General features: G+C 46.6%; 21 protein-coding genes. 11 read left to right on the top strand and 10 right to left on the bottom strand.

What is annotated here, in order from left to right; all coding sequences use genetic code 11:
* Window positions 1–8: 8 nt before the first annotated feature.
* The 7 genes from C510_RS0103785 to mnmE all read right to left on the bottom strand — a co-directional run bounded on the left by C510_RS0103785 (window position 9) and on the right by mnmE (window position 7,481).
* Window positions 9–344 carry a helix-turn-helix domain-containing protein gene (locus tag C510_RS0103785; protein WP_018710012.1) on the bottom strand — a complete coding sequence of 112 codons (336 nt, stop codon included), beginning with the start codon at window positions 342–344 and terminating at the stop codon, window positions 9–11.
* 170 nt (window positions 345–514) lie between these two features.
* Window positions 515–988, bottom strand: coding sequence for a hypothetical protein (locus tag C510_RS0103780; protein WP_235557171.1), 474 nt, complete (start codon window positions 986–988; stop codon window positions 515–517).
* Window positions 989–1,494: 506 nt separating this feature from the next.
* The gene (locus C510_RS0103775; protein WP_018710010.1) at window positions 1,495–1,878 is read right to left on the bottom strand and encodes a helix-turn-helix domain-containing protein; all 384 of its coding nucleotides are present in this window, start codon (window positions 1,876–1,878) and stop codon (window positions 1,495–1,497) included.
* Between the two features lie 96 nt (window positions 1,879–1,974).
* Entirely contained in the window at window positions 1,975–2,652 is a 678-nt protein-coding gene (locus C510_RS0103770; RefSeq protein ID WP_018710009.1) for a hypothetical protein, read from the bottom strand.
* 113 nt (window positions 2,653–2,765) lie between these two features.
* The gene (locus tag C510_RS0103765; RefSeq protein ID WP_018710008.1) at window positions 2,766–3,992 is read right to left on the bottom strand and encodes a tyrosine-type recombinase/integrase; all 1,227 of its coding nucleotides are present in this window, start codon (window positions 3,990–3,992) and stop codon (window positions 2,766–2,768) included.
* A gap of 106 nt (window positions 3,993–4,098) precedes the next feature.
* The gene (locus C510_RS0103760; protein WP_018710007.1) at window positions 4,099–5,757 is read right to left on the bottom strand and encodes a helix-turn-helix domain-containing protein; all 1,659 of its coding nucleotides are present in this window, start codon (window positions 5,755–5,757) and stop codon (window positions 4,099–4,101) included.
* 326 nt (window positions 5,758–6,083) lie between these two features.
* Entirely contained in the window at window positions 6,084–7,481 is a 1,398-nt protein-coding gene (gene mnmE / locus C510_RS0103755) for a tRNA uridine-5-carboxymethylaminomethyl(34) synthesis GTPase MnmE (RefSeq protein ID WP_018710006.1), read from the bottom strand.
* A 411-nt stretch (window positions 7,482–7,892) separates the two neighbouring features.
* On the opposite strand from mnmE, the gene C510_RS0103750 reads away from it, so the two are divergent.
* The 4 genes from C510_RS0103750 to C510_RS0103735 all read left to right on the top strand — a co-directional run bounded on the left by C510_RS0103750 (window position 7,893) and on the right by C510_RS0103735 (window position 11,313).
* On the top strand, window positions 7,893–8,471 hold the full coding sequence (locus tag C510_RS0103750; RefSeq protein ID WP_018710005.1) for a helix-turn-helix domain-containing protein: 579 nt from the start codon (window positions 7,893–7,895) through the stop codon (window positions 8,469–8,471).
* A 12-nt stretch (window positions 8,472–8,483) separates the two neighbouring features.
* Entirely contained in the window at window positions 8,484–10,136 is a 1,653-nt protein-coding gene (locus C510_RS0103745) for an AMP-binding protein (protein ID WP_022339686.1), read from the top strand.
* 86 nt (window positions 10,137–10,222) lie between these two features.
* On the top strand, window positions 10,223–10,852 hold the full coding sequence (locus C510_RS0103740) for an HD domain-containing protein (RefSeq protein WP_018710003.1): 630 nt from the start codon (window positions 10,223–10,225) through the stop codon (window positions 10,850–10,852).
* A 68-nt stretch (window positions 10,853–10,920) separates the two neighbouring features.
* Window positions 10,921–11,313, top strand: coding sequence for a DUF2721 domain-containing protein (locus C510_RS0103735; protein ID WP_025892147.1), 393 nt, complete (start codon window positions 10,921–10,923; stop codon window positions 11,311–11,313).
* Between the two features lie 171 nt (window positions 11,314–11,484).
* On the opposite strand, the gene C510_RS0103730 is transcribed toward C510_RS0103735, so the two are convergent.
* Window positions 11,485–12,912, bottom strand: coding sequence for an aspartate ammonia-lyase (locus tag C510_RS0103730; protein ID WP_018710001.1), 1,428 nt, complete (start codon window positions 12,910–12,912; stop codon window positions 11,485–11,487).
* A 433-nt stretch (window positions 12,913–13,345) separates the two neighbouring features.
* Here C510_RS0103730 and C510_RS0103725 point away from each other — a divergent pair, with 433 nt between their 5' ends.
* The 5 genes from C510_RS0103725 (at window position 13,346) to rpsA (ending at window position 18,479) form a co-directional block, all read left to right on the top strand.
* Window positions 13,346–13,939 carry an FKBP-type peptidyl-prolyl cis-trans isomerase gene (locus tag C510_RS0103725; RefSeq protein WP_018710000.1) on the top strand — a complete coding sequence of 198 codons (594 nt, stop codon included), beginning with the start codon at window positions 13,346–13,348 and terminating at the stop codon, window positions 13,937–13,939.
* A gap of 163 nt (window positions 13,940–14,102) precedes the next feature.
* Entirely contained in the window at window positions 14,103–14,945 is an 843-nt protein-coding gene (locus C510_RS0103720) for a hypothetical protein (RefSeq protein ID WP_018709999.1), read from the top strand.
* A gap of 12 nt (window positions 14,946–14,957) precedes the next feature.
* Window positions 14,958–15,776: an N-acetylmuramic acid 6-phosphate etherase gene (locus C510_RS0103715; protein ID WP_018709998.1), complete on the top strand. Its 819-nt coding sequence runs from the start codon at window positions 14,958–14,960 to the stop codon at window positions 15,774–15,776.
* 22 nt (window positions 15,777–15,798) lie between these two features.
* Entirely contained in the window at window positions 15,799–16,503 is a 705-nt protein-coding gene (locus tag C510_RS0103710; protein ID WP_025892149.1) for an SIMPL domain-containing protein, read from the top strand.
* A 194-nt stretch (window positions 16,504–16,697) separates the two neighbouring features.
* Complete coding sequence (gene rpsA, locus C510_RS0103705; RefSeq protein WP_018709996.1) at window positions 16,698–18,479, top strand: 30S ribosomal protein S1; 1,782 nt, start codon at window positions 16,698–16,700, stop codon at window positions 18,477–18,479.
* A gap of 242 nt (window positions 18,480–18,721) precedes the next feature.
* On the opposite strand, the gene C510_RS0103700 is transcribed toward rpsA, so the two are convergent.
* Window positions 18,722–18,997 carry a putative quinol monooxygenase gene (locus tag C510_RS0103700; protein WP_025892150.1) on the bottom strand — a complete coding sequence of 92 codons (276 nt, stop codon included), beginning with the start codon at window positions 18,995–18,997 and terminating at the stop codon, window positions 18,722–18,724.
* A gap of 220 nt (window positions 18,998–19,217) precedes the next feature.
* Window positions 19,218–20,603 carry a threonine/serine exporter family protein gene (locus C510_RS0103695; protein WP_018709994.1) on the bottom strand — a complete coding sequence of 462 codons (1,386 nt, stop codon included), beginning with the start codon at window positions 20,601–20,603 and terminating at the stop codon, window positions 19,218–19,220.
* 85 nt (window positions 20,604–20,688) lie between these two features.
* On the opposite strand from C510_RS0103695, the gene C510_RS0103690 reads away from it, so the two are divergent.
* Window positions 20,689–20,997 carry a nitrous oxide-stimulated promoter family protein gene (locus C510_RS0103690; RefSeq protein WP_018709993.1) on the top strand — a complete coding sequence of 103 codons (309 nt, stop codon included), beginning with the start codon at window positions 20,689–20,691 and terminating at the stop codon, window positions 20,995–20,997.
* 223 nt (window positions 20,998–21,220) lie between these two features.
* Window positions 21,221–22,405 carry an efflux RND transporter periplasmic adaptor subunit gene (locus tag C510_RS0103685; protein ID WP_025892151.1) on the top strand — a complete coding sequence of 395 codons (1,185 nt, stop codon included), beginning with the start codon at window positions 21,221–21,223 and terminating at the stop codon, window positions 22,403–22,405.
* The last annotated feature ends 23 nt before the right edge of the window (window positions 22,406–22,428 follow it).

Genomic DNA, 22,428 nt, shown 5'->3' with positions numbered 1-22,428 from the left:
GTAATATTCTATTTATCATTTTTTTGTTTTGCTGGCACTATATGGTTTTTATGCATCCACCTTAGAAGTTCTTTCCTGTCAAAATAGATTAATTTCCCTTTTGGCTTGAAATGAGGTATCTCCAAATTCATTGTGAGTTTGTAAATCTGGGATTGCGTCACGCCTAAGTATTCGGCTACTTCTGTAGTGGTCAACATTTCTTTGACAGAAAATAATTTATCTTCAATTCTGCTCATTCGTTCATTGAAGACTTCTGGCTCCATTATTTTTAACTCTTTGACCTGCATTTCTAGAAGTTCTATTCTTTTTAAAAGAATATTAAGTTCAAGTTTGTTACTTCCCATATTTTAAAAGTTATTATATTAGACAATAGAGGCTTACCGCCGAGAACGAATCGATTCGACGGTAAAAATACCCCTATTATTTTAGTAATAACTGAAGCCTATCCTAACAGATGAAAGCGTTAGGAGGAGTGTTAGGTGGATTTCCTTTCAGTTGTTGTACTTTCTTTACTTTATATCATTTCTTTCAGTTGTTGCACCAAGTTTATGTATGCTTTTCCTGGAAAATCAACAACAGAGTCTTTCAGTTCTGTTAACCTGCTACTGATTGCTATACGTGTGGAAGACTTCATAGTTTTCTTAGGTACAAGCAGTTTGTTATCAGCAAGTAATGATACCCAGTTGTAGGGTATCATCTTTTGTCTGGAAAGCTCATATAGCAATGGAAGTATGCTAGCCATATTGGTTACAATCAACCCATTATTAAGGTTACATTTGAAAAAGTCATCTATAGTCTTTTCATCAACTCTATTTACAAATAGATTCGATTCATTAGCAAATTGTGTAATTAGTTGAATTTGGGCCTTATTAAATGAAGCTAGAATTTTAGATTTTGTAACCTTACAATCTAAATGATTAAACGAGTAAAGCATTTCGTTGAAGTCTTCCTCCTCAAAAACTGTACGGGTAAAATACTTTTCTACCAAATCTTTTCTGGTAGAAAGCAGTTCGTATAGACAGAAGATATTTCGGAAATGATTACGGACTACTTCTTCTACGTTAGAGAAGATAGGAAGGTGATAACTGATGAAATCGTTTATGTACCGGTCATACAACTTTTCATCATTAAGAATTTCCAACTGGTACTGCTCATAAGCAGCACGAAAAATTGTCCAAAGTTCATTTATGGACGTAACAGTCTCTTGTTTTGTACAATGTTCCGGACATTGAATACACAAAAAGAGAGAGCAGAGAGGATTTTTTCATCTTACTCATAATTCTTCTTGTATAAAGTTTATATTTTGGTAATTGATAACTATCTGCATATAATTGCAGACAGTTTTTATGCAGTTATTTCGATGTAAATATTATATTATTCTCTCACACTAGTTTACAAAAATATTATAATGTGTATGTTATGCTTGCATAATGATAATGAATATGTCTGTAAATGGCTGATACCCGTTATTTATTGTGCTTTTGTTCTTTGTGTTTATTTTCTCCGATTCGGTTTTCGCTTTATAGTTTTAAGGTAATCTTCATTTATCTCCTCGGCTGTTCTTAAATCGACTTCAAGCCTTCCCAACTCTGTCCATTTTAATAGCTCGTCTTTATATAGAATGTAGTTTTTGCCTTTCTTAGTTCCTGGAATGTTTCCTTTGGACAAATGATAGTACATAGTAGATTTCTTCATACGAAGGAACTCACAGGCTTCATCCAATGTCATAGGAATGTGGTCTGCTGATGAGATGTTGTCTTTTTTATCGTCGAGCTCGGCTTTCATATTATTGAGCATCTGTTCAACATGCTCTATTTTCTGGAATATTTTGCCAATTACTTGTGGCATGTCATTAAATGTTACTTCTTTTACATCCATAATTGAAATATTTAAAATTCATGTCACAAATGAACCGGCTTATTTGACGGTGATATAACATCATACAGAATAATTTCAATGTAATAGAAAGTAATTTCAGATAAGTTGAAAGGAGAATCTATAATCACCTTTTTCAGGAATGTCAAGGTCTATAATGCAAGTACCACGTTGACGAAGATTGCGTCTGATTGTTGAGACTTCAATATCTCTGAGCTCAATGGGAAATACCATTTTTGCAAACAGTGCCCGCTTTTCTCCTTTCCAGTTAAAGCGTTCACCGATGTTCCAGACAAGATGGCGAAGATCAATTGAGCCAAGACGTCCATCCGTACTAACTGAAACAATAGCGGCATCCTCGTTAGTAATCCAAGACTTTATATTATTACAAACTATTTTCACATCAGACTCTTTCATATAAGGAGAAAGCATAAGCTGCACATAGGCAGAAACAGCTGCAAATTTTTTCTGATTGAGTTGATACTCTTGATCTTCACGTTGTTTTCTTACTTCATGATAATGACTGATTGCTTCTTCTGGTATAGGCAAGGCATCTGCATCAGCTGTTTGAGATTTATTTTTTCTTTTAATCTGTGTAAATAACAATGCTATTATGATGGAAATAATAATGATTTCTATTATAATCGTGTTTGTGACTGAGTTGTCTGAGCCAGCTTGATTATTAACGCAAAATGTCGTATATGGAAAGAATATAGCCAAAGTTGTAAGGCTACTGACCATGATTAAAAAGAATTTCTCCCTATGTTTTGTTTTCATAATTACTTCAATTTATTTAAGAATTACTACACAAAAATAGGGAGAAATGCATGAATAATTCGAAAGAATCTATAAGAAAATGCAAGTAGTTAACTATTTTAATATATTGATATTCAATATTTTGGGAGGTGGTTTTCTTTTCTCTTGTTTCCATTTTTTTCACTTGTTATTATTTTGTTCTCTTTATTTGAGTTCTTATTTTCACTTGATTTCTTATTTGTCGAAACACTTTTTAACAGACTAAGAGAGAGCTTCTGGGATGCTTCCTTGGATTTGGCATCTGCGTGTCGAGCGTAAATCTCTGTGGTCGTTACGTTGGCATGTCCAAGCATGTTCTGCACGGTGTAGATATCTGTTCCAAGTTCAACTTGAAGGGTTGCAAAGGTATGGCGGAAGCTATGGAAAGTGATGTGCTTTTTAATTTTAGCAGCCTTCAACCATTCGTGCATTACTTTTTGAGTCATATAGTAAAACAATCCTTTGAATACCTTTCCAGTTCCTTTTCTACCCATCAGATGCAATGCGTCATCATTAATGGGGACAATATTCTGTTTCGTTGTCTTTACAGCCAGAAAATCAAGATACTTACTTCCGTCAGCATATTCTTTCACCATCTCCCAAGTCAATGCATTCACATCACTGAAACGCAGGCCAGTAAAGCAAGAAAACAAACATGCCCGTTTCAATACATCTATTTTACAATCTGTGTTGTAGAGCTTGTAAATCTCCTGTAAAGTTAGGCTTTCTTTTAATGTATCTTCGTATTCTATGCGATCGAGGTAGTCATTTATATTCTCATTGATCAATCTGGACCTGTATGCAATCCGAAGGAATCCTCTGAATGTTGACCAATATCCGGCAATCGAATTATTGGAAAGTCGTTCGCCAGTTCGCATGCTTTGAGCATGTTCTAAGAGATATTCTGCAAATCCTTGACATAATTCCACATCAACTTCTCCAAAGGAACATTTCCCGTTGACGTAGTTCTTGAAATGTTTGCATACATATATCCACTTCTGATTATGCTTCTTGGCTTCTTTTTCATAATAATCTATGAAACTTTCATTCAGGCGTTGCTTGTCATAAAGATTATACCGTTCATTGATGATTTCCTCAAATCTTCGGCATCGAATGATTTCTGCTTTTTCTTCCATAGTTTTATTGAAAGCAAGTTCATGTGAATTCTTGGGGTTCTCGTAAATGTATATACCCAAATATTCATGACGTATGGTTTTCATCGTTTTTTTGTCCCGATAAGGTGGATAGTAATCGAGATAGTATGACATTTTGCCATGCTTACAATGGCGGAGTCTTAATGTTACTTTCTTACAATTCTGCATATCTGTGGGTATTTATAATTTGTTTCTATTTAATGGCAAATATCCAAGATGATTCTCTGCTTACTACTGGTAATAGAGAGTAATTATAGAGTAAGTTAGAATAAGCTTACTGTTTACGCTCATGGATAGCCCGGATGACATCTTCCTTTAAGAACAGAGTAAACCTTCCATCACGTTTCTTCTGTATATTTTTGTATCGGGCCAGACTGTAAACTTCTTCTCGGCTTAATCCGAACTTTTCTTTGATTTGTTCAACAGTATAATAGTCCTTCTGATCTTTGAGTCCTGGATTTCTGGCATATTCAACATCTGCTTTTGAATAAAATGTAGTTTCATGAACCTTTTTACTTAGTATCTTGTGACGGGAAACCAAAGTTCTTCTGGCTGCAGTAGACAAGCCATAAAGCTCTTCAATCTGTTCTCCTGTAATCCATTCGATAGAATCTCCTTCAACAGATTCTGAAACAGGGACACGATGGCCAAATAACTCTTCCACAGCTTTTAACTCGTAGAAGTTTATGTGCTTGATAGTTATTCTCGGAACTTTGGCTTCCCTTGTTCTACCATGTACATGATGAACTGTTATCTTGAACCGTTCGGCAATCTTCTGTGCAGTTATATAGTCTTCAGGAACATCGAACTTTTCTGGATCACGGTTGAACAACTGTTCCACGGCATTTGCATTAAAGTAGTTTCGATGTTTGATGAATAGCTTTTCCAGTTTCCCTTCACGGGTTTTCGCCTGGGCAGCTTTTTCTGTAATACCATATTGTTCAGCAATCTGTTTGATTGAGATATAGCCGTCAGGAACCTTATCGGTCTTCTTCTGTTTTTTTCTTTTCTCAACTTCTTTATCAAGAAAGCTTGTACTCATTCTTTCTTTTATAATCCTGTCAAAGCTATTTCGTTCAACGATTGTCAATCGGCCTTGCTTATGGTTTGGGATGTTATAATTGTGGACATAATAATTGATCTGGTCCTTACTTAATTTATATTTTTCGTGTATATCCTTATAGGTGTAATAAAGCGGATCAACATTCTCTCTTTCACCTTTGAAGGTATCAATATGCGCACGTGAGTAGTAAACCTTACGTCCTTGTGTGATACGGGGAATATCATTCCTTTGAACGAAAGAAAGCACAGCAGCATGGCTCATACTGAACTTTTCCATGATTTGATCTATTGTGTAATAGTCATTCATATCCACTTCAGCAATCAGTTCTGCAAAGTGTATATCCACAAGAGCTTTGTCATAGAAGGTGTTTCTCCCTTGATACACTTTTTTAATGCCATACTTCTCACAACGATTCCATACAGCACGACGGGTAGTATGGAATTTATTTACAATCTGGCTGACTGTGTAATATTCCCGTTTCTCATGAATCTTGCCTGTTCGTGTCTGATATTCTTTTGCCCGATCGAACAAACCGTCAATATCTTTCCGTCTGATAAGAGTCTTTCCTTTCATCTGAACGGCTTTTATAAGCCCACTGGCAAGTTCTCTGTAGACCGAAGATTTTCCGATGCCCAGATAAGCGGCAGCCTCTCTCGGAGTAAGGAATCTCTTTTGTTCGAGAACAGATTTCTGGGAGGAAACTTCAGCAGGCACATCCTGAGGATTTGATTCAAGATAGTCTGAAATTTCCTTCTCTCGCATCTTTCTTTTGTAGTCTTTGCCATTACACTGACGTGAGCAATACTGAGTAGCCAATGTATGTGCAATAAAGAGCTTTCCGCAGTACTTACATCGTTTCTGTATCTCCATTGCCGTTTCTGATATTTGTGATAATTTCGCCAACGAAGTCACCCAAAAGTGTCCCAAGGTGTCCCACCACGTCCCAGGGTGTCCCAGCTTGTGCTCTCAATGTCATTTTGGCATTTTCCCAGGGTGTCCCAAGGAAGTGACTTCAATGTCATTTAGTCGTAATCGCACCGCTTTTAAATTCCATCGCGGTTCAAATACGGTACAAAAATAGTCGCAATAATTTGAAACAACAAAAAGTTACTCGGAAGTGTTAAAAAATAAAAGCCCCTCAAAATGAGGGACTTATTATAAGTTATTTGAAGATGTTTTGAGTTGTTTAGAGTACTTTATTTACCGATGCAAAAATGTTTGAATATATTCCCCAGCACCTCGTCGGTCGTAATCTCACCGCCGACAATCTCCGCCAGGTGGAACAAGCATTCTCGCAAATCCTGGCTCACCAGGTCGCCAGACAGGCCCATGTCCATACCCTCCTGCACACGGTGAATGGCCTCCAATGCCTTGCTGAGGGCCTCGTAATGGCGGACGTTGGTCACGATGACATTGCTTTGGGTGATTTCCGGAATATCGGCTGCCCGGAGAAGCATGTCCTGTAGCTCGCGGATGCCTGTACGGGCCTTGGCGGAAATGGATATCATCTCTGCCTGCGGAAACATCTCCTTCAGCGATACAGTGGCATCGGTACCACTTAAATCGGCTTTGTTCCAGACTACAATGAGGTGCTTGCCCGCACAACGGGGCAATATCTGGCCCGCCAATCGGGAAAAATCGGGATGCGGTGCCGAACGGTCGATAACCCAGAGGACGATATCCGCCTGCTCCAGTTTCTGGAAACTGCGCTCAATGCCCAGACTCTCGATGGTATCGGAGGTCTCGCGGATGCCCGCGGTATCGATGAAACGGAAGGTCACTCCGCCGATGTTCATGGTGTCTTCTATCACATCGCGGGTAGTACCGTGGATGTCGCTCACGATGGCACGCTCCTCGTTCAGCAAGGCATTGAGCAAGGTGGATTTTCCGGCATTGGTCTCACCGATAATAGCCACGGGGATTCCGTTCTTGATGGCATTGCCTGTACTGAAGGAACGCACCAGTCCACCGATAACCTGCTCGATCTGGGCGGCTATCGCCTTCAGCTCCGAACGGTCGGCAAACTCCAGTTCCTCGTGGTCGCTGAAGTCGAGCTCCAGCTCCATCAGCGAGGTGAGATGCAGCAGCTTCTCGCGCAAGGCGGCCAGCTCCTTGCTGAATCCTCCCTTCATCTGATTCATGGCCAGCCGGTGGGTAGCGGCCGAAGAAGAGGCTATCAGGTCGGCCACGGCTTCGGCCTGACTCAGGTCCATCTTCCCGTTCAGGAAAGCACGCTGGGTAAACTCTCCCGGACCGGCGGCACGACATCCGTTCCGGATGAGAAGTTGCATGACCTGCTGGAGGATGTACGAGGAACCGTGGCAGGAAATCTCGACCGAATCTTCGCCCGTATAGGAATGGGGCGCACGGAACAGGCTGACCAACACTTCGTCGACAACCTCGCCTCCTGCATCGCGGATGGTCCCGAAAGTGAGGGTATAGGGCTTGCGGCCGGAAAGCGGCAGGCCGTCCTGACTGGCCGGTGAAAAAATCCGGTCGGCAACCGTAATGGCATCGGGACCGGACACACGGATAATGCCGATAGCTCCTCCCTGGGCTGTAGCAACGGCACAGATAGTATCTTGTGTATACATGATGGTGATGTCTTAATGAATGATGAGCCAAAGATAAGACAAAAAAATGACATAACGTCAAATACGGCTCCGGATAATATGCGTGGCCGATACTGGGACACACGAAAGGGAAAACGACCGGGACTCTTCCGGGAAGGTAGCATCTGTAGTGATTATCAATGCCATATACTCTTCCTCGGGAGCGAATCTGCCGGCGGGCGGAAGAAGAGAAGCGGTTTAGGATGAAAGAGCCCTACAGAAGAAATGGAACAAATAAGTTGGAATTACCCGAAAATTGTTTACCTTTGTCGCATTTCAGAGATATTTCACCTTACTTTCCGTAAGATGAGCAACTTGAAAGTACTTTCACATCAGAACAGGGTAGCTTGCCACAAGTTGCATGTTCGCTAACAACTAATAACTTTAAATACTATGGACCGCACAAACGTTATTGGAGAAAAAGTAAAGGCGCTGAGAACAGCCAAAGAAATAAGCCTGGAAGAACTGGCAGACCGTACAGGTCTGGCCATGGAACAGATAACCCGCATCGAAGAAAACATTGACATCCCTTCGCTGGCACCGCTCGTAAAACTGGCACGTGCGCTAGGGGTGCGTCTGGGTACATTCCTCGACGACCAGACAGACGAAACGGGACCTGTCATCTGCCGCAAGGGGGAAGCCGACGATACCATCAGCTTCTCGAACAATTCCATCGACTCCCGTCAGCACATGCACTACCATTCCCTGTCGCGGAGCAAGACCGACCGCCACATGGAACCGTTCATCATCGACATCGACGCGAACGAAAACTATGAATTCAACCTCTCGGCCCACGAAGGCGAAGAATTCATCATGGTGCTGAAGGGTACACTCGAAATCAATTACGGCAAATTCACTTATCTGCTGGAAGAAGGCGATACCATCTATTACGACTCCATCGTACCGCACCACGTACACTCCTTCGAAGGACAGGCGGCACGCATTCTGGCAGTAATCTATACACCCATCTAAACAGGAAAGGCTATGCTACAGTTATCGGAAAGAACTTTGGGCGACTGGCTGGAACACTGGGCAGCCGAGACGCCGGACAAGGAATACATCGTCTACTCGGACCGGAACCTGCGCTTCACGTGGAAGCAGTTCAACCGCCGCGTAGACAACATGGCCAAGGGACTGCTGGCCATCGGTGTAAAACACGGTACGCATGTAGGTATCTGGGCCAAGAATGTGCCCGACTGGCTGACTTTCCTGTATGCCTGTGCCAAGATAGGGGCAGTAGCCGTTACGGTGAACACGAACTACAAACAGGCGGAACTGGAATACCTGTGCGAGAACTCGGACATGCACACCCTCTGTATCGTCGACGGGGAACGGGACAGCAACTTCGTAGAAATGACCTACACGATGCTGCCCGAGCTGAAGACGTTCGAACGGGGACACCTGAAGAGCAAACGTTTCCCCTACATGCGGAACGTGATCTACATCGGTCAGGAGAAATACCGGGGGATGTATAACACGGCGGAAATCCTGCTGCTGGGCAACAACGTAGACGATGACGTGCTGAACGAGGCCAAGAAGAAGGTGAACTGCCACGATACCGTGAACATGCAATACACTTCCGGAACCACCGGTTTCCCGAAAGGGGTGATGCTGACCCATTACAACATCGCGAACAACGGATTCCTTACCGGCGAGCACATGAAGTTCACCCAGGACGACAAGTTGTGTGTCTGCGTGCCGTTGTTCCACTGCTTCGGCGTGGTACTGGCTACCATGAACTGCCTGACCCACGGATGTACGGAGGTGATGGTGGAACGGTTCGACCCGCTGCTGGTACTGGCTTCGGTACACAAGGAGCGCTGTACTGCCCTGTACGGGGTGCCTACGATGTTCATCGCGGAACTGAACCATCCGATGTTCGACATGTTCGACCTCTCCTGCCTGCGTACGGGTATCATGGCAGGCTCGCTTTGTCCGGTGGAACTGATGAAGCAGGTGGAAGAGAAGATGTTCATGAAGGTGACCAGCGTATATGGCCTGACGGAGGCTTCGCCGGGAATGACGCATAGCCGCATAGACGACCCGCAGGAGGTACGCTTCACGACGGTGGGACACGACTACGAGTTCACCGAGGTGAAGGTCATCGACCCTGAAACGGGCGAGGAATGTCCGCCGGGAGTACAGGGAGAAATGTGTAACCGGGGATACAACAACATGAAGGGGTATTACAAGAACCCGCAGGCTACGGCCGAGGTGATAGACAAGGACGGCTTCCTGCACTCGGGCGACCTGGGCGTGAAGGACGAGAACGGCAACTACCGCATCACGGGACGTATCAAGGACATGATTATCCGCGGTGGCGAGAACATCTATCCGCGCGAGATTGAGGAGTTCCTGTACCAGATGCCAGGCATCAAGGATGTACAGGTGGCCGGCGTACCTTCGAAGAAATACGGGGAGGCCGTAGGTGCCTTCATCATCCTGCACGAGGGATGCACGATGAACGAGTTTGACGTGCGCGAATTCTGCGAAGGGAAGATAGCCCGCTACAAGATTCCGAAATACATCTTCTTCGTGAAGGAATTCCCGATGACCGGAAGCGGCAAGATCCAGAAGTTCAAGCTGAAGGAGCTGAGTCTGGAACTTTGCCGGCAACAGGGCATCGAAGTGATCTGATAACCAAAGAAAACCCGGGAGGCGTACGATGATGCCGGATAACGGCAGGAAATCGGTACGCCTCTTCCAATAAAAACAAATGTCGTATGAATCTCCAGATGAAACAGAACAGAAGTGAATTCGTGGAACTGCTTTACTCAACCGGACGGGAAGGAATGGACGAGGTCATCGGCCAACTGGAAGAACTGGGATTTTTCCAGGCTCCGGCCTCCAGCAAATTCCACCTCAACCACGAAGGGGGATTGCTGGAACACTCTCTGAACGTATGCAAGGTGGGTCTGATGCTGCGCGAACAGATGCTGGCCCTGAAACCCGACCTGGAAGAAAGCCTGAACAAGGAAAGTGTCATCATCGCCGCCCTGCTGCATGACATCTGCAAGGCGGACATCTACCAGAAATGCATCCGGAAGCGGAAGGACCGCCTGGGACAATGGGTGGACTACGAAACGTACGAACTGGACTACTCGGACTTCCCGCTGGGACACGGCGAGAAATCGGTCATCGTCCTGCTACGGATGGGGCTGGACCTGTCGGACGATGAAATCATGGCCATCCGCTGGCACATGTCGGCATGGGACCTGCCGTTCCAGAGCCCGGACCTGAAGGCGAATTTCGATACGGCCAAACGGTTGTGTCCGCTCTGTTCGCTCATCCAGGCTGCCGACGGCCTGGCCTCCAACCTGCTGGAAAGCAAGGACCCGGAAGAAACTTATTGAAAAAAAGGACAGACGGCCGGACAAAAACCGGTGCCGCTTTGTTATTGTTAGAAACCCATACCCGAGATATGAACGAACTTACCCTGACGACCCCTACCCTTCTCTTTTCAGCCGTCTCGCTGATTCTGCTGGCTTATACCAACCGTTTCCTTTCGTATGCCCAACTGGTACGTACCCTGAAGGAACAGTACGTGAAAGAGCATTCCGAGGTGACCGCCGCACAGATAGCCAACCTGCGGAAACGGCTCTACCTGACACGCAACATGCAGGTATTGGGCATCTCCAGCCTGTTCTTCTGTGTCATTACCATGTTTCTGATCTACATCGGGCTGCATGCCTTGTCGGTGTACGTGTTCGGCTTCGCCATCCTGCTGCTCATCGCCTCGCTGGGACTTTCCATCTGGGAAATCCAGATTTCGGTCAAGGCCCTGGAAATCCACCTGCAGGACATGGAGAACTAACAGACTGGTCATCAATAATTGACATCTACTTTCCGGAAAACGATGACTGTTTCCGGACACATTAAAAAAACTTCCTCACGTCTGAATGAAAACATGAGGAAGTTTTATTGTAAACGAACGTTCGTTCGAACTGACACGAACGTTCGTTTTTTTCTAAGCCATATTCAGAGTTTAACCCTTTGCATGAATATCGAGTTTCACCGGGCGAACCATGTTTTTCGGATTCAGAATAGTGTCCAAGTCTTCCTTGGTAAGAATGCCTTCTTCCAGAACCAGCTTGTACACACTTTGACCGGTTTCCAGCGCCTTCTTGGCAATGGCGGTGGCATGGTCGTAACCGATATAAGGATTCAAGGCGGTTACCACACCGATGCTATTGTGCACTTCTTCTACACATTTGGCTTCATTGGCGGTAATACCATCGATGCAAAGCGTACGTAACGTATCGTAGGCATGAATCAGCAGGTCGATGGATTCGAAGCAACATTGTGCCATCACCGGTTCCATCGCGTTCAGCTCCATCTGGGCAGCCTCGCCGGCCATCGTCGTACACAATTCATTTCCCATCACCTTGAACGCTACCTGGCTGACCACTTCCGGAATAACCGGATTGACCTTACCCGGCATGATGGATGACCCCGGCTGACGGGCAGGAAGGTTGATTTCGCCCAGACCGCAACGCGGACCGCTGGACAACAGACGCAAATCGTTGCTGATTTTACTCAACTTCACGGCCACCCGCTTCAGGGCAGACATGTAACCCACCATGCACGATGTATCGGAGGTGGCCCCTACCCAATCCTCGGAAAGCACCACCTTCCAACCGGTGATACGTGCCAGTGCTTCGACCGCCTTTTCGGCATATCCCGGCTCTGAACAGATACCTGTACCGATGGCCGTAGCACCCAGATTGACCGTCAAGAAATCTGTAGCGGCTTCTTCCAGGTGAAGAAGTTCGTTCTCGAGGATGCTGGCAAATCCATGGAAGGTCTGTCCCAGTGTCATAGGTACCGCGTCTTCCAACTGGGTACGTCCCATCTTGATGATATGGGCAAATTCGTCTCCCTTCTTCTTCAACGAGGCAATCAGCTCCTTCAGATGCGGCAACATTTTCAGGTGGCTGGCATAGAGTCCGATATGGATAGCGGTGGGGTATGCATCGTTGGTAGACTGGGAACGGTTCACCTGGTCGTGCGGAGAGCAATATTCGTACTCGCCCGGCTGATGGCCCATGTGCATCAGGGCGATGTTGGCAATCACTTCGTTGGCGTTCATATTCGTACTGGTACCTGCCCCACCCTGAATCATATCTACCAAGAACTGGTCGTGGTACTTACCGGCAAGGATATCCTCACAAGCCGCCTTTATGGCGTTGAACTGCTCGTCGGTGAGCAGACCCAGCTGATGGTTGGCTTCAGCAGCCGCCCATTTCGTATAGGCAAGACCATTAATGAACAAAGGATACTGGTCCAGTCTGAAACGGCTGATGGAGAAATTCTCTACGCCACGCAAGGTCTGGATTCCATACAATGCATCAACAGGCAATTCACGTTTACCCAACAGGTCATGCTCTACACGATATTCATTCGTAGTCTTCATATATATCAAAAATTTTAAGTTATTCCTACTGCTTTCTGTAAATGTACGGCAAAGATACAACTATCATTTTATTATTGAAACTTATTTAGTATAAAGATTTCTTTATTTTTTAAAAACAGATTAAGCCGACAGAAAGATAAAAAAGTAGCATTTTGTCAATCCTCAATCCTCCCGAATGACGTATGGCAGGAAAAGGACGGCAGGCATGGCCAATCTGCAACGAAGAGAGCCCAAAGGCGGGCATTCCCGGCTCCACGGGTCCGACACACCCCTGCTCCGGCCTCCCCCGGGTAAACCGAAAGGACACTCCTCTTAAAATGAAAACAATTGCTAAAAACGGACGGGGGACCGGGAAGAAAACAAGGGCGACGCTTGTAAGCTCGACGAAAAATTGTACCTTTGCCACCGAATTTAATTTATCATTATTAATCACATGGAGAATAAATACATTACAGTAGCATATAAACTTTATGCCATTACAGACGGAAAGAAAGAAATGCTGGAAGAAGCACCGGCCAACCATCCGTTCCAGTTCATTTCAGGCCTGGGCTATACATTGGAAAGATTCGAAAAAGAAATCCTGGCCCTTACACAAGGCGCATCATTCAGCTTTACTATCCCCTGTAACGAGGCATACGGCGAACGCGACGAAGACGGTGTACGTCAGGTTCCGAAATCTATGTTCTGCGACCCGGACGGCAACTTCGATAGCGAAAACATCTTCCCGGGTAACATCATCATGCTGAACGACCAGGAAGGCAACAGATTCTATGCCAATGTAGGCGAAATCACTGATGACAAGGTAGTGCTCGACCTGAACTACCCACACGCCGGCAAGGACCTGATTTTCGAAGGAAACGTCATCGAAATGCGCGATGCTACCAACAAGGAGATAGAAAGCCTGGTAAACGCCATGAGCGGTGAAGGTTGCGGCGGCGGTTGCGAAGGTTGCGGCGGCGGATGCGGCGGACACGACCATCAGGAAGAAGACGGATGCTGCGGCGGCGGATGCGGCCATTGCCATTAATTGCCGGTTCCACTACAGGATATAGAATCACGGCATTTCCCTCGGGAGGTACCGTGATTTTTATTTATCCGGGATTGTCAAACCTGAAAAACTTCGTTTTTCGTTTGCCTCTCCGCTCGCCTTTCTTTATCTTTGTTTAAACGCAACAAACTGAAACATGCCTATGATACTGATAGCGGATAGCGGAGCTACAAAAACAGACTGGTGCTTCGGCGCAACCCTCTCCGACCGACAGACCATCCACACAGAAGGAATCAACCCGTTTCACATGGACCAGACTTACATGGAGGAAATCATCCGCCATCAGCTGATTCCGCAACTGCCTGCTTCCTTCCAACCGGAGTGTACGGCCATCCATTTCTACGGAGCCGGATGCCTGCCGGAGCGGACAGGAGGAATCGTACACATCCTGGAGCATTGGTTCCCTCATGCTTCAGTACAGGTTTCTACCGACCTGCTGGGGGCCGCACGTGCCCTCTGCCAACGAGAACCGGGGATTGCCTGCATCCTGGGTACCGGTTCCAACTCCTGCCTGTATGACGGGACACAGATTATCGACAACATTTCTCCTTTGGGATATATCCTGGGCGACGAAGGGAGCGGAGCCTATCTGGGCAAGCGCTTCGTAGGCGATTGCCTGAAACGCCAGCTCCCCGGTTTCCTGGCCGAAGGCCTCATGGAACGGTACGGGCTTACCCTACCCGACCTGCTGGAGAAAGTATACCGGCAACCTCAGGCCAACCGTTTCCTGGCAAGCCTGACACCATATATATATGAGCAACGGGAAGTTCCGGAGGTCAAGGAATTTCTGAAGGACTGCTTCAGGGAGTTCTTCAAGCGGAACGTCCTGCTTTACAAACGGACATGGCCTGTCTCTTTTGTCGGCTCCATCGCGTGGTACTTCCAGCAAGAGATTCAGGAAAGCGCCAAGGAGCTTCAGCTCCCCATCGGCCGGTTCGTCAAGAATCCGATAGACGAGCTATCTGTCTACCATTTTCACCCTTAACACCGAAACGTCATGAAATTCCGACAAGTCACCGAAGAAAATTCCCTGTATGACAACCTGGAGCAACAACCGGTACGCGACCTGTTGCGCGACATCAACCGCGAGGACCATCGGGTAGCAGACGCGGTGGAAGCCTGCCTGCCCCAGGTGGAAGCCTTCGTGGTACGGGCTCTCCCCCGGATCCAGCAAGGCGGACGGCTGTTCTACATCGGTGCGGGTACCAGCGGACGGCTGGGGGTACTGGACGCGTCGGAAATCCCTCCGACTTTCGGAATGCCGGAAGATACCGTCATCGGCCTCATTGCCGGAGGAGACAAGGCGCTCAGGCAGGCGGTAGAACAGGCGGAGGACAACCCCGAAGAGGGCTGGAAGGACCTGCTCGCCTACCGCCCAACGGAATGCGATTGCCTGGTCGGGATATCAGCCTCGGGCACCACGCCGTATGTGGTGGGCGCCGTCACCCAGGCACGGAAACATGGCCTGCTTACGGCCGGCATCTACAGCAATCCCCACTCACCGCTTTCCGAAGCGGCCGAAATCGGCATAGAGATGATGGTGGGTCCCGAATTCATCACGGGAAGCTCACGCATGAAAAGCGGTACCGGCCAGAAGATGATCCTGAACATGATCAGCTCGACCCTGATGATCAAGCTGGGGAGGGTTCAAGGGAACAGCATGGTAAAGATGCGGCTGAACAACCGGAAGCTTTGGGAAAGGGGGACGAGCATCATCATGAAGAAAGCCGGTCTGCCGTATGCCGAAGCCCGGGAACTTCTACAGACGTACAAGGACGTGGCGGAAGCGTTGAAACACGCCGGAGACAAGAACTAATCACTTTTAAAACCTATGTATCATGAAAAATCTAAGACTTGAAGCCGCCCTCATCATGGTGGGGCTGATTCTGTTGGGCTTCTTTATCCAGCAGGGATTGAACACATTCGCCGCCAAGGACCGGACGGTGACGGTAAAAGGTCTGGCCGAAATGGAAGTACAGGCCGACAAGGTAATCTGGCCCCTGGTCTACAAGAACCTGGGTGATAACCTGAACACCCTGTACGATGACATCAAGCAGAATAACCAGACCATTGTCCAGTTCCTGAAAGAACAGGGCATCGACGAAAAGGAGATCAGTGTCAACGCCCCGGAAATCATCGACATGAAGGCCGAACGCTATAGCGGCGACCGGAACTCGTCCTACCGGTACAACGTAACGAGCGTCATCACGGTCAACTCCAACAAGACAAACCTGGTAAGGAAACTGATTTCCGAACAAGGGGAACTGCTGAAGCGGGGTGTGGCCATCACGTCGGGCGACTACCGCTACAACGTGGTCTACGAATACACCAGCCTGAACAAAATCAAGCCGCAGATGATAGAAGAAGCGACCCGAAACGCCCGGGAGGCCGCGGAAAAGTTCGCCAAGGACTCTGAAAGCCGTCTGGGAAAAATCAAGAAAGCCTCACAAGGGCAGTTCAGCATCTCCGACCGTGACCCGAACACACCCTATATCAAAAATGTACGGGTAGTGACCACCATCGACTACCTGCTCGAGGAATGACAGGTCCGGCCCCTTCCCTTTGCGGTGGCCTTTTCCGGTATTTTCGCGGGAAAGGCCACCGTTTTCTTTTCCGTACGGGAGAAAAAAGCCTCAATATCTTTTCTATATCAGAAATTTATTGTAATTTTGCGCCCGAATTAGATAAACTATATAAAGTCTAACACAATTAGTTATTTAAAATCAATTATCAATTAATGGAAAACTTAAAGAACATTGCTCCTATTGAAGATTTCAACTGGGATGCTTATGAAAACGGTGATGCAGTAAGCAATGTAAGCAAAGAAGACCTGGAAAAGGCTTATGACAGCACATTGAACAAAGTTAACGACCGTGAGGTTGTAGACGGTACTGTAATCGCAATGAACAAACGCGAAGTTGTAGTAAACATCGGCTACAAATCAGACGGTATCATTCCGTTGAGCGAATTCCGTTACAATCCGGATTTGAAGGTAGGTGATACTGTAGAAGTATACATCGAAAACCAGGAAGACAAAAAAGGTCAGTTGATCCTGTCCCACAAGAAAGCACGTGCTACTCGTTCTTGGGATCGTGTAAACGCTGCTCTTGAAAACGAAGAAATCATCAAGGGTTACATCAAGTGCCGCACTAAGGGTGGTATGATCGTTGACGTATTCGGTATCGAAGCATTCTTGCCGGGTTCTCAGATCGATGTTAAACCTATCCGTGACTACGATGTATTCGTAGGCAAGACTATGGAATTCAAGGTTGTTAAGATCAACCAGGAATTCAAGAACGTTGTTGTTTCTCACAAGGCTCTTATCGAAGCTGAACTGGAACAGCAGAAGAAAGAAATCATCAGCAAACTTGAAAAAGGTCAGGTACTGGAAGGTACTGTTAAAAATATCACATCTTACGGTGTATTCATCGACTTGGGCGGCGTAGACGGTTTGATCCACATCACAGACTTGTCTTGGGGCCGTGTAAGCGATCCGCGTGAAGTTGTTCAGTTGGATCAGAAGTTGAACGTAGTTATCCTTGACTTCGATGACGAAAAGAAACGTATCGCTTTGGGTCTGAAACAGCTGACTCCGCACCCATGGGATGCACTGGATCCTAACTTGAAGGTAGGCGACCACGTGAAGGGTAAAGTAGTCGTTATGGCTGACTACGGTGCATTCATCGAAATCGCTCCGGGCGTAGAAGGTCTGATCCACGTATCAGAAATGTCTTGGTCACAGCACCTGCGTTCTGCACAGGACTTCATGAAAGTAGGTGACGAAGTAGAAGCTGTTATCCTGACTCTGGACCGCGACGAACGCAAGATGTCTTTGGGTATCAAACAGCTGAAGGCTGACCCATGGGAAACTATCGAAGAAAAATATCCGGTAGGTTCTAAGCACACTGCTAAAGTACGCAACTTCACTAACTTCGGCGTATTCGTTGAAATCGAAGAAGGCGTAGACGGTTTGATCCACATCTCAGACCTGTCTTGGACTAAGAAGATCAAACACCCGTCAGAATTCACTCAGATCGGTGCCGACATCGAAGTAGTAGTTCTGGAAATCGACAAGGAAAACCGTCGTCTGAGCTTGGGTCACAAGCAGTTGGAAGAAAATCCTTGGGATGTATTCGAAACTGTATTTACTGTAGGTTCAGTTCACGAAGGTACTATCATCGAAATGCTGGATAAGGGTGCTGTAGTTGCTCTGCCTTACGGTGTTGAAGGTTTCGCTACTCCGAAACACCTGGTAAAAGAAGATGGTTCACAGGCTCAGTTGGAAGAAAAATTGCCGTTCAAGGTAATCGAATTCAACAAGGATGCAAAACGTATCATCCTGTCTCACAGCCGTATCTTCGAAGATGCTGCTAAAGCAGAAGAAAAAGCAGAAAAGAAGGCAAAGAAATCTTCTAAGAAAGAAGAAACTCCGATGATTCAGAACCAGGCTGCTTCAACTACACTGGGTGACATCGACGCACTGGCTGCTTTGAAAGAACAGTTGGAAGGTAAGAAATAATTAATATTTCTACTCACATAAATTGAAAGGCTGCATATTCCTTGATGAGTATGCAGCCTTTTTCATGTCCGTACCCGACCGAAGGCCGCATCCGCCTGAAGGGTATTTCACATAGCCATAGCACTGAAGTGAGCAACCCCTGAAAGAGACCTTGTACACGGGAATCTCTCCCCCAGCCTGTCTATAAAAAAAGCCCGTTTCTATGCGAAACGAGCTTCGTCCAATATGGTTTGAACCAACTATCAGAAATTGAATTTCTCCAGCTTCATGGCAGCCAGCGACTGGATCCGGGGAACCAGTGTGGTGAAATGAGAAGCAGCTTCGTGAGCCGACAAAGAAGCGGCATCTGCCCATGTTTCACAAATCATCAGCACATCCGGACGGGTTGCGCTCTGGAACAAGTCATAAGCGATACAGCCCTGATCCTTCAATGAAGCCGCTACCAGTTCCTTGGCAGCAGCCACTACTGCATCATGATTCTTCTCGTCTACCTGAATAAATACATTCAATCTAATCATACCTTTTTAAGTTTTAAATTGTAAATAGTAAATAAACTACCGCCTTCGGCCCTCTCTGGAACAGGAACGGAATCCTGCTGCCGGAAAGCCGTGACGGGATAACATCTGTTATCATTCCACGAAAATAAGAAAAACGAACAACGTAACCAAATAAAAACGGAAGTTCAAGGAGGACATCCCCTCAAACTTCCGCTTCAACTATTAGATTATGACAATCAGATTACCATTCGATAAATTTTCCGCGCGCCTTGCGTTCTTTCAGGATTTCAGCCAGACGCTTGTTCTTGGAACGGGCAATGTAACGACGACCGAAGATATTCGGAATAGCAACACCGATGGCAATCACCATGATGACCAGACCGGAATTGATACCGCTTTCGATGGCCTTCATCAACGGAGTGATTTCATCCACACCCTTTACGTTGATGTTGATGAGACCGAAAAGCATACGGTACATCAGCACACCGGGAATCATCGGGATTACCGAAGGAATCGTCAATACGTGGTTAGGAACATGGAACCAATGGACGGCCTTGATGGCAATCAGACTGACCAAAGTAGCACCAGCGAATGAACCGATGACCAGCCCCATATCCAGACCGATATTATCGGTAGACGGACCCAGGTTCACAAAGTTACGCGTACATACCGCAATGATACCTCCGATGGCAACCACCCACAACAAACGCGGCTGGATGTTGAAAATCATCGAGAATCCCATGGCTGAGATGGCAGCGGCAATGGCATATTCGAAATAATTATGGTGAGGCACCATGCTGATGGTCGGGAAGAAGTCGGCGATGTTACAGAGTTTTACGGCAAAGGCGATACCGAACGCCATGGCGGTAACCATCAGCAAGGTATTCATGGCCCGCACAATACCTACTTGGATGTAATTGTCCAGCATATCATCCACAAAGTTAATCAACGGTACCCCAGGAACAATAAAGAGCGCACAAGCCAAAAGTGGATGCCACGGAGTAGAGGTCCATGTGTCCGGAAGCAATGTCGAAGCCCAGGCAATCATTGTAGAGACAAAAGCGGCAATGGCAATTCCCATGTAGTGGTTCAGCCCGGATTCGTTACACAACCCGCGCAGACGCATACCCAGGATAGCGGCGATGGAAGCATACAGGAAAGCCATCCAGTCACAACCGAACTGGATACAGAAACCGCCACAGGCAAAACCTGCACCGATAGCCACCTGCCACGGAGTATAGTTACGTTTCTTACTCCGGATCTTTTCCAGTTCCTCTTCATACTGGTCCAGCGAATAGTCATTTTCGATGGCACGCCATGAAAGTTTACTGATGTCTGTAATGGCATTCATATTCACCCCGTGGGTATCGATCCGCTGGAATTTGGTGAATGAATAGTCGCCGTCACTGACATTTACCATCAACATCGTGAAACTGACATTGATGTGCAGCTTGTCTTCCGGGATTCCCAGATAAGCAGCTGTACGCTTCATGTTTCTTACAATACGGTTTGAATCAGCCATACTTTCCACCAATACCTTACCGGTACGTAGCAGCAGATCCACTCTACGATGCAACTGTTGGTCGTGAACCTTGGCAGTTGTCTCTAAATGTTCCTTTGATATCATAATTCATTTAAGATTTTTTCGGCATGCAAAGTTATGAAAAAATTCCTTTTTATTTATACCTTTGTAAATTGAAGTTGAAGAAAATATGCATAAACTTTTACGCATACAGGAAGAAAAGAAAACCGTAGAGCTGATGATACGCCTCTATTGCCGCCACAAGGAAGGCAACAGGGAGCTATGTGAATCATGCAGGCAGTTGTTGGAATATGCGCAAGAGCGATTGTCCAGATGTCCTTTTCAGGAAAAGAAAAAGACCTGTCGGCTGTGTACCGTCCATTGCTACAAGCCTCAACTGAGGAGGCAGATGCAGACGGTCATGAAATACGCAGGACCGCGAATGATCATCCATCACCCGATAGCTGCCATCAGACATCTTTGGAGAGAGTTCCACTGATTTTATCCCTGTAACACACAGACCCTGTATAGAACGATTACCGGGAAACAGGTTCCACACAACGAATTGTAGAAAAATTCCACACGGAAGTCTTTGTTTTCTCACCGTTTCTACAGGTAGAATTTTCTGTTACAAGCTGATTTTCAATCGGTAGTAAAAATTTTAGGATTCTGGCACGGGTCTTGTATAGATTTCCCCGGCGTCCAACTAATTAATATGAATTATGAAACGATTTTTAACTAGGAAAGACTTGAAGGTAAAAAAGAAACAAACTATTTATGCAGTCATCGGGGTAGCCGTCATCGTTGGCTTGTACTTCTATTTCACGAGAGAAAAAGAAACAGTTCCTGAAGCACCGATAGTAAGTATCATGCCTGTCCAGAAACAAGATGTAGAGATTTATGGTGAGTACGTCGGACGTATCCGTGCCCAGCAATTCGTCGAAGTCAGAGCCCGTGTGGAAGGGTATCTGGAAAAAATGCTTTTCGAAGAAGGTTCCTACGTAAAACGTAACCAGGTGCTGTTCATCATCAATCAGGACCAGTACCAGGCAAAGGCCGACCGTGTACGGGCACAATTGAAGAAAGACGAGGCTCAGGCACGCAAGGCAGAACGCGACCTGGAACGTATCCGCCCGTTGTATGAACAGAACGCAGCCAGCCAGTTGGACCTGGACAACGCCATTGCGGCCTACGAATCGGCAGTAGCCAGTGTAGGTATGAGTAAGGCCGACCTGGACCAGGCTGAACTCCAGCTGGGTTACACCATCGTACGCTCCCCGATTTCGGGACACATCAGTGAACGCCACGTCGACCTGGGTACGCTGGTCGGAACATCGGGCAAGTCTTTGCTCGCCACAATCGTCAAGAGCGACACCGTACTGGTTGACTTCAGCATGACCGCACTCGACTACCTGAAGAGTAAGGAACGTAACGTCATGATCGGTCAGCAGGTGGAAAACCGTTCCTGGCAACCTACCGTTACCATCACCCTTCCGGACAACAGCGTGTACGACCACAAAGGGTTGGTCGACTTTGCAGAACCGCAGGTTAACCCCAAGACCGGTACATTCTCGGTACGTGCAGAAATGGCCAATCCGGACCATGTCCTGTTGCCTGGCCAGTTCACCAAGGTAAAACTGTTGCTGGACGTACGCGAAGGAGCGACGGTTGTTCCTCAGAAAGCCTTGATCATCGAAAAGGGAGGTGCGTATATTTACGTGATGCGCCGCGACTCAACCGTAGAAAAACGTTTCATCGAAATGGGACCGGAATTTCAGAACAACATCGTAGTGGAACGAGGTCTGGCACCGGGTGAGCAGATCGTATGCGAAGGTTATAACAAACTGACTCCGGGTATCAAAATCCGGGTAGCGACCGAACAACCAGCCGCCAAGAAAGAGGAATAACCACACCAACCACTAATTTCCGA

This window comes from Phocaeicola barnesiae DSM 18169 = JCM 13652, assembly GCF_000374585.1.
GTDB classification, from domain to species: domain Bacteria; phylum Bacteroidota; class Bacteroidia; order Bacteroidales; family Bacteroidaceae; genus Phocaeicola; species Phocaeicola barnesiae.
This window is presented reverse-complemented; position numbering and strand designations above follow the sequence as displayed.

What these genes read in the sequence shown, in the direction of transcription:
- C510_RS0103715 (WP_018709998.1), top strand. Translation starts at nt 14,958, where the DNA reads ATGAAATTCCGACAAGTCACCGAAGAAAATTCCCTGTATGACAACCTG.
- C510_RS0103785 (WP_018710012.1), bottom strand. Translation starts at nt 344, where the DNA reads ATGGGAAGTAACAAACTTGAACTTAATATTCTTTTAAAAAGAATAGAA.
- C510_RS0103740 (WP_018710003.1), top strand. Translation starts at nt 10,223, where the DNA reads ATGAATCTCCAGATGAAACAGAACAGAAGTGAATTCGTGGAACTGCTT.
- C510_RS0103765 (WP_018710008.1), bottom strand. Translation starts at nt 3,992, where the DNA reads ATGCAGAATTGTAAGAAAGTAACATTAAGACTCCGCCATTGTAAGCAT.
- C510_RS0103695 (WP_018709994.1), bottom strand. Translation starts at nt 20,603, where the DNA reads ATGATATCAAAGGAACATTTAGAGACAACTGCCAAGGTTCACGACCAA.
- C510_RS0103745 (WP_022339686.1), top strand. Translation starts at nt 8,484, where the DNA reads ATGCTACAGTTATCGGAAAGAACTTTGGGCGACTGGCTGGAACACTGG.
- C510_RS0103700 (WP_025892150.1), bottom strand. Translation starts at nt 18,997, where the DNA reads ATGATTAGATTGAATGTATTTATTCAGGTAGACGAGAAGAATCATGAT.
- C510_RS0103760 (WP_018710007.1), bottom strand. Translation starts at nt 5,757, where the DNA reads ATGGAGATACAGAAACGATGTAAGTACTGCGGAAAGCTCTTTATTGCA.
- C510_RS0103710 (WP_025892149.1), top strand. Translation starts at nt 15,799, where the DNA reads ATGAAAAATCTAAGACTTGAAGCCGCCCTCATCATGGTGGGGCTGATT.
- C510_RS0103735 (WP_025892147.1), top strand. Translation starts at nt 10,921, where the DNA reads ATGAACGAACTTACCCTGACGACCCCTACCCTTCTCTTTTCAGCCGTC.
- C510_RS0103730 (WP_018710001.1), bottom strand. Translation starts at nt 12,912, where the DNA reads ATGAAGACTACGAATGAATATCGTGTAGAGCATGACCTGTTGGGTAAA.
- C510_RS0103750 (WP_018710005.1), top strand. Translation starts at nt 7,893, where the DNA reads ATGGACCGCACAAACGTTATTGGAGAAAAAGTAAAGGCGCTGAGAACA.
- rpsA (WP_018709996.1), top strand. Translation starts at nt 16,698, where the DNA reads ATGGAAAACTTAAAGAACATTGCTCCTATTGAAGATTTCAACTGGGAT.
- C510_RS0103690 (WP_018709993.1), top strand. Translation starts at nt 20,689, where the DNA reads ATGCATAAACTTTTACGCATACAGGAAGAAAAGAAAACCGTAGAGCTG.
- C510_RS0103725 (WP_018710000.1), top strand. Translation starts at nt 13,346, where the DNA reads ATGGAGAATAAATACATTACAGTAGCATATAAACTTTATGCCATTACA.
- C510_RS0103770 (WP_018710009.1), bottom strand. Translation starts at nt 2,652, where the DNA reads ATGAAAACAAAACATAGGGAGAAATTCTTTTTAATCATGGTCAGTAGC.
- C510_RS0103685 (WP_025892151.1), top strand. Translation starts at nt 21,221, where the DNA reads ATGAAACGATTTTTAACTAGGAAAGACTTGAAGGTAAAAAAGAAACAA.
- mnmE (WP_018710006.1), bottom strand. Translation starts at nt 7,481, where the DNA reads ATGTATACACAAGATACTATCTGTGCCGTTGCTACAGCCCAGGGAGGA.
- C510_RS0103720 (WP_018709999.1), top strand. Translation starts at nt 14,103, where the DNA reads ATGATACTGATAGCGGATAGCGGAGCTACAAAAACAGACTGGTGCTTC.
- C510_RS0103775 (WP_018710010.1), bottom strand. Translation starts at nt 1,878, where the DNA reads ATGGATGTAAAAGAAGTAACATTTAATGACATGCCACAAGTAATTGGC.